Below are 14624 nucleotides of genomic sequence, written 5' to 3'. Positions count from 1 at the left end.
AAATCAATAAACCCAAATTGGTTTAACCTCTTGTTATGCTAAAAAAATTATTTTGTAAGTCAAAATTAAGCATCTTGACTAAATCAATTATTTTCTTTTTATGTAATTGAATTAATAAAAATAAAAAAGGTAAAAATTGCTTCTCTACTTTGACTTTGTTTCAAAGAGTTGTACTTGACTTTTTAATCGTTCCACCAACATACTCATCATTCGCTTGTTAATGTTGGAAGCGTTTTTTGCATAAATATCGTATTCCGCTGTGGTAAATAAACCGATTACCATTCCTTTTAAGACATTTCTAAACTTGGTATCTTTTTGAACTGCATTTTCCATAGTAGCCATTTTTTTTTCGATGGTGTAGGTTTGAAAATCAGTTTTATTTTTGCTTGCATAATTGAGGAAAGAGGCAATAAATAAGTCGTTTTGTAACTTTAGAATAGGTCGAAGTACCTCATTTTGAAATGATTCTTCTGTTGTAGATTGTTTGGTTACTGATCCGATTGCTTGTCCTCTAAAATCATTTAAAAATGTATCTCGTGTGTTCATTGTTTTTTCTTTAAAATTAAAAAAAAATGAAATAGGAATAGCTTAATTTTGCACTTATAAATAAAAACTTATGAGATTTCATACCAGAAAATGGGTAAAACCCGAAGATTTAAACCCCAATGGGACTTTATTTGGAGGTAAATTATTAGCTTGGATCGATGAAGAATTAGCTTTGTACACCATTATTCAACTAGAAAACACCCGAATCGTAACAAAATACATGTCAGAAATCAATTTTAGAAGTTCAGCGAGACAAGGTGATATTATCGAAATTGGTATTGATGTCATCAAATTTGGAATTACTTCCCTGACCTTAAAGTGTGAGGCAAGAAACATGATGACGCGCGAAACGATTATCACAATTGATCATACTACAATGGTAAATTTAGACGCGGATGGAAAACCAAAAGCCCACGGAAAATCAGCAATAGAATATATCAAAGATAGGCTATAGATTTGCAAATTAGAGTAGTACGTGTTTAGGATTTTCTTTATATTTTGAAATCATTTTCAGAGATAGTTTCAAAAATTTCCAAATCAAAATAACCTACTGAGGCAATAATATGATCAAATATATCAGACATGATGTACTCGTAATTCTCAAATCGTTTGTCATGTGAAAATGCATAAACTTCCAGAGGAACACCATGCGAAGTAGATTGCAACTGGCGACAAAGCATCAACATGTCTTTATTTAATTCAGGATAATTTAGTAAATATTCTGTAATATATTTTCGAAACAAGCCTAAATTAGTCATATTTCGACCGTTAATTGCAAGTGATTTATCTATTTTATTGGCTGAGTTGTATTCGTCAATTTCTACTTTTCGGTTGTCAAGATAATCCGATATTAGATGGATTTTTTTTAAATTATCCAATTCTGCTTCTTCTAAAAACCGAATACTACTTGTTTTAATAAGGATGTGTCTTTTAATACGTCGACCGTCAGAATTCAGCATGCCTCGCCAGTTTTGAAACGAATCCGAACTCAAACTATAGGTAGGAATAGTAGTGGTGGTATTATCAAAATTTCGAACTTTCACCGTTGCCAAATTAATTTCGATGACATCGCCATCGGCTCCAAATTTATCCATCGTAATCCAGTCTCCAATTCGAACCATATCATTGATAGAAACCTGAACACTAGATACAAAACCCAAAATAGTATCTCTGAAAATTAAGATAATTACCGCCGAAACAGCTCCTAAAATCGTCAATAGCTCTTTTTGATCAATTTCAAACAATTTTGAAATGATTAAGGTTATTCCAATTACCCATAGCATGATCATAATGACCTGAATAAAACTATCGATTGGCTTATCGCTGTAGCGGGGTTTTAACTTTAAATAATCCCGCAATGCATTAAAAATAGTGCGTATAATCCATAGCACTAAAATGATGATGTAGATTCCAACGAGCTTGCCAAAAAAAGTTTCCCAATAAACAAATCGGTCCAAAATTATGGGAACTGACTTGTAAATAAATAAAAGCGGAATTAAGTGCGCAATATATTTGGCTGTCTTATTTGTAACTAATAAATCATCAAACTTAGTTTTAGTTTTTTGGGCAATAACGGCCATTATAGTAACTAAAACAAGACGAAAAATAACATAGATGACATACGCCATCACGCATAAAACAAGAATATTCAATACTAAACTAAGATACGAAGCGGTGCTGCTTCCCAATCCCCATTTACGAAAAACAGGATATAGAAAAGTGAATATTTTTTCTATGTATTTATACATTTTGTAAATATTTCTTATCTACATAAAAAGTTCCAAAAGGAATTAAAGAACCCAAACAGATAATTCCAAATTTTTTATAATCCCAGTTTTGTTCAAATTTCAGCATAATAGCTAATATGATATAACTTACAAATAGGATTCCGTGAGCCATTCCTATTGGGAAAAGCAATGTTTTATAAAGAATTAAATTAGTTGGTTTTACAGCAAGCATATTTGTAAACAAAGCCAAATAAGAAACGCCTTCGAGTATAGCGACAATTTTGAAAATTTTGAGCATAAGATTAAATTTGGGTATAAAAGTAAAAAAATAGGTTTTGAAAAAAGGAACATCTACCTTTATTTGTGTCAAAATTAAGTAATATCCTTGATTTACGGCACATTGATTCCTAAAGTAAATTACTTTTGTATCCTTAAACTTTGATAATGAGCAAACGCGATTTAAAAAAATATTTGTCTGAATTAAATAAAGAGCAACTCGAACAACAAATTATCGAATTGTATGAGAAATTTAGTCCCGTAAAAGTGTACTATAATTTTGTTTTTAATCCAAAGGAAGAAACGCTTTTACAGGAATGTAAACTCAAAATTTCAAACGAATACTATCCTTTAAAAAAATCGGGAAGACGCAGCAAACCAAAAATGAGACGCTCCGTTGCTCAAAAATACATCAAACATTTCATTCTTTTGGGTGTAGATCCCTTTGTAATTGCCGATGTTATGCTTTACAATATTGAAATTGCTCAAACATTTGCTTCGGAAAATGCAATCAAGCACGAATTATTTTTTAAAAGTATGTTCAATTCCTTTGAACAAGCCGTTATTTTCTTGATTGGAAATGGAATACTGCAGGAGTTCAAATCCCGATTAAAAGTCATTCATCAGCAAACAATCAACCAGAAATGGTATAACGAACCTGAATTTAATGCCGTTTTAGAACGTATTGAGTATTAGATGGTGTTATAATTGAATTTTATTTAATCCATCCCCTTTTTTTTTAATTAAAAGTGACAGTTAAACTGTTTTTTAGGCGTATTTTTGCAAAAATCCAACAATAAGCAATGTCCCAAAACACTTCAGAAATAGAAATCGAAGACAAAAAAGAACTTTACGCCTATCAAAAAGGCGATATTGATGCCATATTTGAACGCATAGATAATGCACCTCCTCAGCACCATTTATTATACCAGTTGCCTACTGGTGGCGGAAAAACAGTAGTTTTTTCAGAAATCGTGCGCCGTTATTTATCACAACATGATAAAAAAGTAGTTGTTTTAACACACCGAATTGAGTTGTGCAAGCAAACTTCAAAAATGTTGAAGGGTTTTGACGTAAAAAACAAAATCATCAACAGTAAAGTAAAAGAACTTCCGGACCAAAACGATTATTCTTGTTTTGTTGCCATGGTTGAAACGTTGAAAAACCGTATCAACGATGAAAAACTACATTTAGATAATGTAGGATTGGTAATCATCGATGAGGCGCATTACAATTCCTTTAGAAAATTATTGAGCTCTTTCAAAAACGCCTTTATTTTAGGGGTTACAGCAACTCCATTAAGTTCTAATATTAAGTTGCCAATGCATGAAAGCTACGATGAATTAATCGTAGGAGACACCATTAGCTCTTTGATCGCTAATGGATTTTTGGCAAAAGCAGTTACCTATAGTTATGATGTGGGTTTAACGTCACTAAAAGTAGGAATCAACGGAGATTATACGGTAAAATCATCAGATGATTTATATACCAATATGGCCATGCAGGAAAAATTATTGCATGCCTATACGGAAAAATCGTTAGGTAAGAAAACCCTAATTTTCAATAATGGAATCAATACATCATTATATGTGTATGAAACATTTAGAGAAGCCGGTTATGCGATTCGCCATTTAGATAATACCAGCAATAACGAGGAGAGAAGAGATATTTTACATTGGTTCAAACACACGCCGGATGCTATTTTAACATCGGTTGGGATTCTTACCACCGGTTTTGATGAGCCTACAGTAGAAACTATAATATTGAATAGAGCGACAAAATCTTTGACATTATACTATCAAATGATTGGTCGTGGTTCCAGAAAATTGCCTAATAAAGATGTTTTTAACGTGATCGATTTAGGAAATAATGCCGCAAGATTTGGACTGTGGAGCGAGCCGGTCAACTGGCAACACATCTTTAAATCACCCGAGTTTTACTTGGAAAATTTACGTGATGATACGGAAATTGAATTGTATTTTAAATACAGTATGCCTCCTGAATTACGTGAAAAATTTAGTAAAACGGCCGTTGTAGCCTTTGATGTTGATGAAGAGCACAAACTCATCATTAAACAAAATTTGCGTTCCAAAGAAGTGCTAGAAAAATCCTTAGAACAACACGCTGCTATGTGTGTAGATAATTCGGATACTTTGCAAGAGGCCAAAATATTAGGAAAATTGTTAGAGGATGACATTGATTGCCGCATCAAACGCTACTCAAAATGTTTAAGTCAGTGTAGTAAAAATTACCGCGAGTGGCTTGTTGACGATTACAAATTGAAACTGATATTGTTAACTGGGAAGAAATATCGTGAAAAAATCATGAACGAACCCGACGAAGATTAGTACTAACGCTCAGGTTTAAGTATCAATAACGTCAGTTCGAGTGTTTTTTGTGTAGCGAAGAAAAACAAAAAATGTATCGAGAAGCGTTTTTAGGAGCTAATCCCGCTATTCGTTGCAATCTTTTATTTTTAAAGAAAAAATAAAAGGATTTTCACTGCTATCGGGGCTAAAAATTACCATAATACAACAACTTTTTTTTTAAAATATAAAATCCAAAAAAATGCCAAAACAATTCTCTGATTTAGGAATTTCAGCACCATTAGTACAAGCGCTTACCGAAATGAAAATTGTGGTACCAACAGAAATTCAACAAAAAACAATTCCACTTTTATTAGCTAATGAAACAGATTTGGTTGGACTAGCTAAAACCGGTACCGGAAAAACGGCGGCTTTTGGATTACCTATTTTACAATTAATTGACACTGATTTACCAATACTACAAGCGGTTGTTTTAGTTCCAACACGCGAACTAGGACACCAAATTTTTAGAAACTTAGAAGATTTCGCTAAATTTTTACCACAAGTTTCGATTGCAACAACTTGCGGTGGAATTCCAATAAAACCACAAATCGAAAGACTTGCATTGCCTACGCACATTGTGGTGGCAACTCCAGGTCGTTTAATCGATTTGATTCAGCGCAAAGCAATCAACTTGAAAGAAACCAAATTCCTAGTGCTCGATGAAGCCGATGAAATGGTAACCATCTTAAAAGAAAGCTTAGACGAAATTGTTGCCGAATTGCCAAAAGAACACAAAACAATTTTGTTCTCAGCAACCATGCCCGGAACAATCAAACAATTGGTTCAGAATTACTTACATAAAAATGTAGTAGAAGTTCGTGCCAACATGGAAACGGTAGGAAATCAAGGTATTGACCACGAATATATTGTGGTAGATCCTATTGAAAAACTGGATGTTTTAATGCATTTCTTGAATTCGAAAGAAGGAGAACGCGGTATTATCTTTTGTAAAACCAAAGCGGCGGTTAATAAATTAGCCAAAAACTTAGCCATCAATCGATTTTCATCAGGCGCTTTGCACGGCAGTTTATCACAAGGAATCCGTGACCGAATCATGGAGCAATTCCGTGAAGGACATATCAATATTTTAGTAGCTACTGATTTAGCTGCTAGAGGAATTGACGTTAAGGAAATCTCGTATGTGGTGAATTACCATTTACCTGATGTGTATGAAGCCTACGTGCACCGCAGCGGAAGAACGGCTAGAGCAGGAGCAAAGGGACTTTCGTTAACCGTTTTACAACCCGAAGAAGTAAAAGAAATTGCTGATTTTGAAAAAGAACTAGGAATCAAATTCACCGAGTTCAAAAAACCAAGCTCGCTAAGCATCGAAGAAAACAACGCCCTTTTATGGGCAAAACAAATCTTCAAAACCAAACCCAACCATGAGGTTGATGCGGAATTGAAAACTAAAATAAAAACCGTTTTCCATCATTTGACTAAAGATGAATTAATCGAAAAATTGTTGGCTAATTATTTGTTGCAAAACAAAAACGAACCGACAGAGAAACCGGTAAAAAGACAAAAAATGAAATAACAACTATTTTGTTTTATAATTGAAAAACCATTGCAAAGCTTGAGAAAGCAGGGCAATGGTTTTTTTATGGTTTTGTTTTAGATAAAAATTATAGAGAAAAGGATTTTACTGGATGATTTGTAATAAAATTTTTATATTTTAGCTAAACAAATAATAGCCTCTTTTATGGGTCTAATATGCAAGACGGCAAAAATGCCCTCGAATCGCAGAAAAAAAACAGCTAAAACACCTAAATAAATTATGCAAGGTAATTTCATTGGACACGGATTAGACCCTAAAAACGAAAATACAGTTGGAAATATTTTAGTAACTTCGTTTGGGGAAAATAAGTTTGATAGTTTCACTGGATTAATAGCGTTCGCATCTTACGCAGGCGTAAATAAACTTGTTCCATCCATAAATATTGCGAAAAAAAAATATAAAAAATTAAATTTCTTCATTGGTGTTGACGATAATGGAACATCAAAAGATGCATTACAGGAACTTATACGAAATGAAATTGAAACGTATATTTTTCACACACAATCCGCAATGATTTTTCATCCTAAAATTTTTCTATTCGAGGGAAAAAATTGGAATAGATTAATTATCGGCTCTACTAATTTAACCAGTTCTGGACTATTTATAAATGTAGAAGGTGCAATTTCATTAAATTTTAGGACAAGTGACGCTCAGGGAATAAAAATCATAAATCAGTTCAAACTTTATTTTGAAGATTTATTAAATAAAACTCATCAAAATATAGAAAAACTGACAACTGAATTTTTAGAGATATTGATATCTCAAGGTCTTGTAATAAAAGAAATAAACACTCGTTTTAAAAGCGATGAAGAAATTGAAAATTTAGAAAATTTAGAACTTTTTCCAGAAATGGAAAAACTGAATCTTAAAAATTTAGAATTAGGTAATTTAGATTTACCTGAAGAATTAGAAAATGACAGAGATTATGATATACAATTTACAGCCAACTCTTTAGAAAAATTTCCAATACTTTTTGAAAGATGGAAAGAATATAAAAAAAATAATCCTAAAAGTGGCGGAGTTGTCAAAAAAGACACAGATGATAGAACTTTATTTACTTGGTTTAGAAATATAAAATATCTCATCAATAATAATAGAGAAATTCCACTTTTTATAATGCAGCAACTTGAAGAAAGTGATTTTCCATTTGAAGATGGAAAACTTGTCAAAAGTCGAATAAGATGGAAGGAACGTTTTGAGGATTTAGTAGCATACAAAACGAAACATAAAATGGATTTCGCACATATTCCTCAAACTAAAAATCAAAACAGTCCTAATTATTCATTAGGAACGTGGTGTGCATTACAAAAATTAAGAAGAAAAGGAATACGTCCTCCAATTTGGACAGAATACGAGGAGCAAAAAATGAATGAAATCAATTTTCTATGGGAAACATTCGGTTCTAAAATTTCGGGTACTCCACTAGATAGAAAATGGTTTGAAAATTATTTTAAACTAGAAGAGTATAAAACTAAAACTGGAAATGCAAATCCATCGCAAATAGATAAAGATTTAGAAATAAAAAAATTAGGTAAATGGGTTAATGACCAAAGAACTTTAAGGAATACTGGAAGAAAAAAAGCAAATGGAGAAATAATAAAATTAACAAAAGAACGTGAAGAGTGGTTAATTGACCTTGGAGTTGATTTTGATTATCAACTAAACATCAGAAAAGCAAATCTTGAAAAATTTATTGCAACTTATTTAGAATTTAAAAAAGAATATCCAGATGGAAAAGGTGTTCGGGGAGATATTAGATTTAGTAAAATGTTAGAAATTAAAGCTAGCATCAAATACAATTATAAAGATGATAAGTCTGAAGAGGGAAAATGGAGAATAGATAGGTTGAATGAAATAGGTTTTGATTGGACATAAAGGTAATATCTGCCAACAGCTAGAATCCAGATCGCTCAGATATCGCAAAGTGAAGTTAGCGCATTCTATGATAAAAAACAAAAAAAAATTTAAAATTTAACAGGCAAATTTATATGTATTTATATAGGGAGTTTGTCTGTTAATTACAGAAAAAACACGACCAATAATTTTACATTTTACATTGTTTAAAACCAGCATTGCGTTCTTACCTTCACCTTTTTTTCTTTCATAATATTCTTTGAGTTGCGGATCATGTTTTACGGCAACTAAAGCACACATTTGTAATATTGATTTCATCTTTTTATCTGCCATATGATTCACTTTGGTTCGTCCTTTAATACTAGAACCCGAACTGTATTCAAAAGGTGCAGTTCCGGCGTAACAAGCAAATTTTCTTGCGTTATCAAAAGCCGTGAATCCTCTTGTTGCAGTGAGCATATAAATAGCAGTTTTATCCCCAATACCAGGAACACTTTTAATCAATTCAAATTGATTTTTCAATTCCAATTGATTAGATATTATTGATTTCATTTCCTTCTCAATAGCTTTTAATGTTGCTTTTAAAAATTTCACCGTTTTATTATTTATTCCTACGATTGTTTTGTAAACTTGTTTGGGCATAAAATCAACATTTTCTTTTGTAGCCTCAAAAATCTTAAAAGATTTCATCACTTTTTCTCTTTCAGTATAAAGCAATTTCAGCTGTTGAATTACCGTTTCAGGCAAAGTCGAAAGCTTTAGTTTGTCGATATTTCGAATACTATATAAAGCAATATCTTTTGCATCTGCCTTGTCATTTTTACCTCTGGAAATTCCTTTAGATCGTTTGATTTCTATGGCTGGAACTACCCAGAAATCAAGGTTGATTTCAGATAAATGGCTACTCAAAGGAAATGTATAAATACCCGTGTTTTCGCAACAAAACAAAACAGTAGTCAAATCTATTTTCTGTTTTATTAAGTTTTTTAAAATTTCTTTAATACCTTTTAAGTTGTTTTCGACAATGAAATGATTAGTTACATTGGGTGCTTCTTTTTTTAAAATAACTACATCTAATTTTGATTTTGAAATGTCAATACCTACGTAAAATAAATAGTTTTTCATAACTTTGAATTTAGGATAAACAAAAATGTTGAACTTCTTTAGAGCCTTTATTAGACCTTGATGTCTATCATTCTATTTGAAGCAATTCAACGGGATTCAAGGAGAAGACAGAGGACTAATGCGCTAAATAAGTCATAAATTTGGCGGATTTGATAGTTCACCTCTGTTTTCCTTTGAATAAATTTAATGTTTTTTTGTCAAATACAAAGTAAAGGCGGAATTGCATTCCTTGCCCAACATGAGAATCCTGCTAGCCATAGTACAATAGTATGCAGGTATAAAAACCGTTAATCAAATTTACGTTTATATTGTCATTTCTATGAAGGAGAAATCAAATACCATGAGCAACTGATGAAGATTTCTCCACCGTCGAAATGACAATATACTATAAAATCATCAAATATAAGTTTCACTTTGGTGCAACTTTTATATCTTTGTAAAATGAGTAAGAAACGAACAATAATTTTTTTTAAAGATTACTTTGAAGAATTCTTTATCAGGCAGCGTGAAAAAGTCAAGGCGAAAATTATTTGGACGTTGGAATTAATTGAAGAATTAGATAGAATTCCCGAAACGTATCTTAAACATATTGAAAATACAGACGGACTTTTTGAAATACGAATTCAGCAAGGAAGTGATATTTTTAGAATCTTTTGTTTTTTTGATGAAGGCCAATTAGTAATTCTTACGAATGGATTTCAAAAAAAGACACAAAAGACTCCCAAAAATGAAATTGAAAAAGCAATTAAAATAAAAAAGGAATATGAAAACGAAAAATAAATCTATCCAAACACTCGATCAGTTTAAAACTAAACATTACGGAGCTGTAGGAACTGAGAAACGTGACGAACTTGAAGCAGGCTTTATCAACTTTAAAATTGGTACAATGATTCATGATGCAAGACTTCAAAAAGGGTTAACTCAGGAAGAGCTTGCCGATAAAGTTGGAACTACAAAGTCTTACATTTCAAAAATTGAAAATAATGTCAAAGAAGCCCGATTTTCTACCTTACAAAAAATTGTTGAACTTGGTTTAGGTGGCCATTTGGAATTATCAATTAAACTATAGTGAGCATACAAACAATGAATCCAGATCGCTAGGATATAACAACGCGAAGTTAGCGCGAAATTACATGTCCGATGCTCCCACATTAGCGCTGATTATATATTAAGACATAAATATGAAAAGAAACATAAATCTAATATTAAGTAGCAGTTGTTTTATTTATTTTGCATGTTTAATATACATATCATTTAAACATATCGTTTTAAATAACTTTTTTAGTGGAATATTCGAATTAATAACTATTCCTTTAATTATTTTAACAATTGTAATGCTTGCTTTTAATATCCAAGGATGGTATTTGGAAAATTTTTTAAAAAAATCAAGCTCTTTTCTTTCAATAGTAATTTTATTAACAACTATAATCTTAATGACTTTAGCAACAATCTTTGATGTTTAAAATACAGGTAATAAGGTGTTTTTTACATTAGTTAAGACGACCTTATCTTTAATAGAAAAATAACAAGGTATAAGATCAAAAGATTCGTGGCGTTTGAAAGGGGAATAATGAACTGGATTTCACATAACATGAGCAAGTAATTAAATTGGCTAAGCCTATTCGAGTTTTACTCTCGGGTCTCCTTTGTCGGAATCACAAACCACCATAAAAATATCAATTAAAAGTTTCCTTTTCCTACTATACAAAAACAATTACAATGAAAAGAATTACAGTTTTTTGCGGTTCCAGCATGGGAACAGACGAAGTTTTCCAATCACAAGCGACCTTATTGGGTCAAACATTAGCTAAACAAAACATTGAATTAGTTTATGGTGGCGCAAATATTGGCCTTATGGGAGCAGTTGCGGATGGCGTGTTGAGCGAAGGAGGTAAAGTCATTGGAGTTATTCCGTTCTTTTTGCAATCCAAAGAAATTGCACATACCAATTTGACAGAGTTAATTATAGTAGACACGATGCACGAAAGAAAGACAAAAATGAATGCGCTGTGCGACGGCGTTATTGCAATGCCAGGTGGTTTTGGTACACTTGAAGAATTATTTGAAATGCTCACTTGGGCACAACTTGGACTGCATAAAAAACCTATTGGCCTTTTAAATACAAACGGTTTTTATGACGCTTTAATCGTTTTAATCCAGACCATGGTAGATAAAGGATTGTTAAAAGCCGTCAATCAACAAATGCTTTTAGTTAGCGATAACATTAATGATTTACTGGATAATATGAAAAAATATAAAGCTCCTGTAGTTACTAAATGGATTAATAAAGAAACCCTATGACGACAATTTACAAACGTTTTCAACTACAGTTTTAAAATTCCTTCAATTAAGAATAGCCGCGTGTTGAGGAGTAAATTAGAAAAGAATGAAATTTCAATTATTCTTCTTTTCTAATAATAAAAAAAATTGATTAGTATTATTACGCTCTTACTTAAAACCATTAATCTACAGGTGTCATTTATTCATCTGCTGAATTTGTAACTATTTTTTTAATATTTCGCTTTCCAAGAATTAAAATGAACAACGCCAGAACGGTTGAAACCGTCATAATCATCACCATAGGCAACATGGAATTAGTTACAAAAATTCCCACTGCAAAGGATGCAAAAGCGCCTAATCCCAACTGAATAGCACCCATAAGCGCTGAGGCACTTCCTGCATTTCTAGCAAAAGGAGCAAGGGTAAGACCTGCTGTATTCGGATTTGAAATTCCTAAACAAGCCAGAAATAAAAATAACATTGTGATAGTTTCATACAATCCTAAAAGATCATTCACTGCTAAAATTAGAAATAAAACGCTAATTGCAGTTTGTGAAAGTAAGGCTCCTAAAATCATTTGTTCACTATTGAACTTTCTTAAGAGCAACGAATTCAATTGACTGGCACTTATGAAACTCAATGACATAAACGCAAATATCCAGCCATAAGTTTTGGCATCGACCTTAAATATATCCATAAATAAAATAGGAGAGGCGGCCACGTAGGTAAATAAACCAGAGAACGCAATGGCTCCTGCAAAAGAGTAGGTGTAAAATTGTGGTTCTTTCAGAATCTTAATAAAATTAGTAATAATTGGTTTGGGTTTAAGTGAAATAGAAGTGTCTGGCAAATAGGTATTTGGTAAAATAATCTGCGCTGCAATAAGAATTACGATTCCCATGCACATCAAGATAAAAAATACAGTATGCCAGCCATAATCCTCGGTTACGTAACCGCCAATTGTTGGCGCCAGCATTGGAGAAAGCCCAACAACCAACATCAACATGGAAAATACTTTTGGAATATCTTTCACAGGAAATAAATCACGAACCATAGATACAGAAGCTACAGTTGCCGCACAACTGCCAACTGCTTGAATGAAACGCAACCCAATAAAAGTATCTATATCAGTTACAAAGACACAACCTAAGGATGCTGCTATGTACACTAACAAACCAATAAAGAGTGGTTTTTTTCGGCCAAAACGGTCTAACAACGGTCCATAAAGTAATTGTCCTGCTGAAATTCCTATAAAATAACTGGATAAAGTCATTGAAACATTGGCAACTGAAGTATTCAAGTCCTTGGCAATCCCGGCAAAACCAGGTAAATACATATCTATAGAAAAAGGTCCTAAAGCAGTTAATGAACCCAATATTAGAATTAATTTGATGTATTTTTTCTTTGTAATTGTGGTATTTGTAGTCAAAATTGGTTTTTAATATTTTTGCAAAGGTAAATTAATTAAAGGTGCTAATTATCTATATCAAAGCGTAAGATTAAATAAATTTGAATTACTAAAATTCCTTTAACTTTTGAGCAATAATGCGGTACCCGATAAAAAAAGCAATCCTAAAATAAATTTTTTTAAAAATTCCTCATTTAATTTTAAGTAAACCATCTTTCCTAAAATCAACGCTGCTATAAAAAAAGGTAAAACATACAACGAATTATGTAATTCAGTAGTGGTTAAAATGCCTTCAAATACCAAAACTGCTATGCGCATCATGGAGACTAATCCCAGAATTCCAAACATTGTGGCGCGAAAAACTTTGACATCATCGGTTTCATTTTTGATAATTATCGCATATAAGGGGCCACCTGTAGAGAAAACGCCAGAAAAAAATCCACCAAAAAGCCCTAAAATAGATTGGATCATAAAACCAAATGGCTGCTTATTTTTAATTCTTAAACTGTTCAAAACAAATAAGATAATAAACAAACCAAGCGCCTTTTTTAGTAGTATTGGTTGACCATAGATTAAAACGATCGAACCAATAAGGATTCCAAAAAAGGAAGTAATCGCTAGTTTTTTTAGCAAGGGTTTATCCATATTTTTCCATTCTTTGTAAAAATAAATTGGAGAAGATAAAGAATAGAATATAGAAATATAACTAACCGCTTCTGTAAGCGGCATCACAAGAAGCAAAAAGGGTAAAGCAACCAAAGCACCAGCAAAACCGCTAATCGTTTGAATAAAAAAACCTAAAAAAATTCCAATAATAAGTAAAAGTAACATTAAATCCATACTACAAAATTAGAATACAACAGTAAGAACATAAAATTTAATCAATGGAATTAGCATCATTTTCTCATATTTTAAATGTATTTTAGCCGAAATTAAAACTTTATTTATGGTTGATACCGTTGATTTAAAAATAATAGAAAGTTTAAAGGTGAACTCTAGAACTTCGTTTGTAGAAATAGGAAAACAAGTTGGACTTTCACCATCATCAGTAAGAGAACGCGTTCAAAAATTAGAAGATACTGAAGTTATTAAAGGATATAATGTTCAACTTGATAATAGAAAACTTGGATTTGGTTTAGAAGTTTTCATCATGTTTAAATTGTTCAGCGGGAAGCTAAAAATATTTTGTGAACAATTAGAACAATTTCCTGAAATAGGCGAGGTTTTCCGAATTACAGGAACTCATAATATTTTCATGAAAGTGATACTAGTAGATCAATTGCACTTGCAACAGTTTATTGACAGACTTTTGCTTTATGGTGAACCTACAACACACTTAATTCTATCTGATTTGAAGAATTTATAAATCTATATTAAGTTTGATTATTTTACATTTACTAAGGAGGTTTTCTAGATTTCTAGATGGACTTAACAAAGATATGAATTCCTCCTGCTTTCCAATTGCTTATAAATGCACTATA

The 14624-nt window shown here is 32.0% G+C and carries 15 protein-coding genes; 9 read left to right on the top strand and 6 right to left on the bottom strand.

Annotation, left to right across the window (positions count from 1 at the left end):
- Positions 1-144: 144 nt before the first annotated feature.
- Positions 145-546 (bottom strand): glyoxalase, encoded by a 402-nt coding sequence (locus tag BUC11_RS01470; protein ID WP_073351188.1) that lies wholly within the window; start codon positions 544-546, stop codon positions 145-147.
- A gap of 70 nt (positions 547-616) precedes the next feature.
- Between BUC11_RS01470 and BUC11_RS01465 the strand changes: the two genes are divergently transcribed.
- Complete coding sequence (locus tag BUC11_RS01465; protein WP_066077555.1) at positions 617-1000, top strand: acyl-CoA thioesterase; 384 nt, start codon at positions 617-619, stop codon at positions 998-1000.
- Between the two features lie 37 nt (positions 1001-1037).
- Here BUC11_RS01465 and BUC11_RS01460 read toward each other — a convergent pair whose 3' ends face one another.
- Positions 1038-2294, bottom strand: a complete 1257-nt coding sequence (locus BUC11_RS01460) for a mechanosensitive ion channel family protein (RefSeq protein ID WP_073351186.1) — start codon at positions 2292-2294, stop codon at positions 1038-1040.
- On the bottom strand, positions 2287-2571 hold the full coding sequence (locus BUC11_RS01455) for a DUF3817 domain-containing protein (RefSeq protein ID WP_073351184.1): 285 nt from the start codon (positions 2569-2571) through the stop codon (positions 2287-2289). Before BUC11_RS01455 ends, BUC11_RS01460 begins: the two co-directional genes overlap by 8 nt.
- A gap of 146 nt (positions 2572-2717) precedes the next feature.
- On the opposite strand from BUC11_RS01455, the gene BUC11_RS01450 reads away from it, so the two are divergent.
- The 4 genes from BUC11_RS01450 to BUC11_RS01435 all read left to right on the top strand — a co-directional run bounded on the left by BUC11_RS01450 (position 2718) and on the right by BUC11_RS01435 (position 8351).
- Positions 2718-3245, top strand: a complete 528-nt coding sequence (locus BUC11_RS01450; protein ID WP_073351182.1) for a DUF6155 family protein — start codon at positions 2718-2720, stop codon at positions 3243-3245.
- A gap of 107 nt (positions 3246-3352) precedes the next feature.
- Entirely contained in the window at positions 3353-4897 is a 1545-nt protein-coding gene (locus BUC11_RS01445) for a DEAD/DEAH box helicase (protein WP_073351180.1), read from the top strand.
- A gap of 220 nt (positions 4898-5117) precedes the next feature.
- Complete coding sequence (locus tag BUC11_RS01440; RefSeq protein ID WP_073351178.1) at positions 5118-6455, top strand: DEAD/DEAH box helicase; 1338 nt, start codon at positions 5118-5120, stop codon at positions 6453-6455.
- Between the two features lie 240 nt (positions 6456-6695).
- Positions 6696-8351, top strand: coding sequence for a helicase associated domain-containing protein (locus BUC11_RS01435; protein WP_073351175.1), 1656 nt, complete (start codon positions 6696-6698; stop codon positions 8349-8351).
- Positions 8352-8447: 96 nt separating this feature from the next.
- Here BUC11_RS01435 and BUC11_RS01430 read toward each other — a convergent pair whose 3' ends face one another.
- Positions 8448-9455, bottom strand: coding sequence for an IS110 family RNA-guided transposase (locus BUC11_RS01430; RefSeq protein WP_073351173.1), 1008 nt, complete (start codon positions 9453-9455; stop codon positions 8448-8450).
- Positions 9456-9896: 441 nt separating this feature from the next.
- Between BUC11_RS01430 and BUC11_RS01425 the strand changes: the two genes are divergently transcribed.
- The 3 genes from BUC11_RS01425 (at position 9897) to BUC11_RS01415 (ending at position 11756) form a co-directional block, all read left to right on the top strand.
- Entirely contained in the window at positions 9897-10235 is a 339-nt protein-coding gene (locus BUC11_RS01425; RefSeq protein WP_073351169.1) for a type II toxin-antitoxin system RelE/ParE family toxin, read from the top strand.
- Positions 10219-10524 carry a helix-turn-helix domain-containing protein gene (locus tag BUC11_RS01420; protein WP_073351167.1) on the top strand — a complete coding sequence of 102 codons (306 nt, stop codon included), beginning with the start codon at positions 10219-10221 and terminating at the stop codon, positions 10522-10524. The genes BUC11_RS01425 and BUC11_RS01420 overlap by 17 nt, the downstream gene beginning before the upstream one ends.
- Before the next feature lie 650 nt (positions 10525-11174).
- Positions 11175-11756, top strand: coding sequence for an LOG family protein (locus tag BUC11_RS01415; protein WP_073351165.1), 582 nt, complete (start codon positions 11175-11177; stop codon positions 11754-11756).
- A 178-nt stretch (positions 11757-11934) separates the two neighbouring features.
- Here BUC11_RS01415 and BUC11_RS01410 read toward each other — a convergent pair whose 3' ends face one another.
- Together BUC11_RS01410 and BUC11_RS01405 are read right to left on the bottom strand one after the other, a co-directional pair.
- Positions 11935-13146 carry a multidrug effflux MFS transporter gene (locus BUC11_RS01410; protein WP_073351327.1) on the bottom strand — a complete coding sequence of 404 codons (1212 nt, stop codon included), beginning with the start codon at positions 13144-13146 and terminating at the stop codon, positions 11935-11937.
- Positions 13147-13263: 117 nt separating this feature from the next.
- Positions 13264-13983, bottom strand: a complete 720-nt coding sequence (locus tag BUC11_RS01405) for a sulfite exporter TauE/SafE family protein (protein ID WP_073351163.1) — start codon at positions 13981-13983, stop codon at positions 13264-13266.
- A gap of 106 nt (positions 13984-14089) precedes the next feature.
- Here BUC11_RS01405 and BUC11_RS01400 point away from each other — a divergent pair, with 106 nt between their 5' ends.
- Positions 14090-14509 (top strand): Lrp/AsnC family transcriptional regulator, encoded by a 420-nt coding sequence (locus BUC11_RS01400; protein ID WP_073351161.1) that lies wholly within the window; start codon positions 14090-14092, stop codon positions 14507-14509.
- Positions 14510-14624 lie beyond the last annotated feature (115 nt).

Source organism: Flavobacterium xanthum (genome assembly GCF_900142695.1).
GTDB classification, from domain to species: domain Bacteria; phylum Bacteroidota; class Bacteroidia; order Flavobacteriales; family Flavobacteriaceae; genus Flavobacterium; species Flavobacterium xanthum.
This window is presented reverse-complemented; position numbering and strand designations above follow the sequence as displayed.

Bases quoted from the DNA above. Each gene is read 5' to 3' on its own strand.
- BUC11_RS01470 (WP_073351188.1), bottom strand. From the start codon at position 546: ATGAACACACGAGATACATTTTTAAATGATTTTAGAGGACAAGCAATC.
- BUC11_RS01435 (WP_073351175.1), top strand. From the start codon at position 6,696: ATGCAAGGTAATTTCATTGGACACGGATTAGACCCTAAAAACGAAAAT.
- BUC11_RS01420 (WP_073351167.1), top strand. From the start codon at position 10,219: ATGAAAACGAAAAATAAATCTATCCAAACACTCGATCAGTTTAAAACT.
- BUC11_RS01400 (WP_073351161.1), top strand. From the start codon at position 14,090: ATGGTTGATACCGTTGATTTAAAAATAATAGAAAGTTTAAAGGTGAAC.
- BUC11_RS01455 (WP_073351184.1), bottom strand. From the start codon at position 2,571: ATGCTCAAAATTTTCAAAATTGTCGCTATACTCGAAGGCGTTTCTTAT.
- BUC11_RS01460 (WP_073351186.1), bottom strand. From the start codon at position 2,294: ATGTATAAATACATAGAAAAAATATTCACTTTTCTATATCCTGTTTTT.
- BUC11_RS01450 (WP_073351182.1), top strand. From the start codon at position 2,718: ATGAGCAAACGCGATTTAAAAAAATATTTGTCTGAATTAAATAAAGAG.
- BUC11_RS01445 (WP_073351180.1), top strand. From the start codon at position 3,353: ATGTCCCAAAACACTTCAGAAATAGAAATCGAAGACAAAAAAGAACTT.
- BUC11_RS01440 (WP_073351178.1), top strand. From the start codon at position 5,118: ATGCCAAAACAATTCTCTGATTTAGGAATTTCAGCACCATTAGTACAA.
- BUC11_RS01405 (WP_073351163.1), bottom strand. From the start codon at position 13,983: ATGGATTTAATGTTACTTTTACTTATTATTGGAATTTTTTTAGGTTTT.
- BUC11_RS01430 (WP_073351173.1), bottom strand. From the start codon at position 9,455: ATGAAAAACTATTTATTTTACGTAGGTATTGACATTTCAAAATCAAAA.
- BUC11_RS01415 (WP_073351165.1), top strand. From the start codon at position 11,175: ATGAAAAGAATTACAGTTTTTTGCGGTTCCAGCATGGGAACAGACGAA.
- BUC11_RS01465 (WP_066077555.1), top strand. From the start codon at position 617: ATGAGATTTCATACCAGAAAATGGGTAAAACCCGAAGATTTAAACCCC.
- BUC11_RS01425 (WP_073351169.1), top strand. From the start codon at position 9,897: ATGAGTAAGAAACGAACAATAATTTTTTTTAAAGATTACTTTGAAGAA.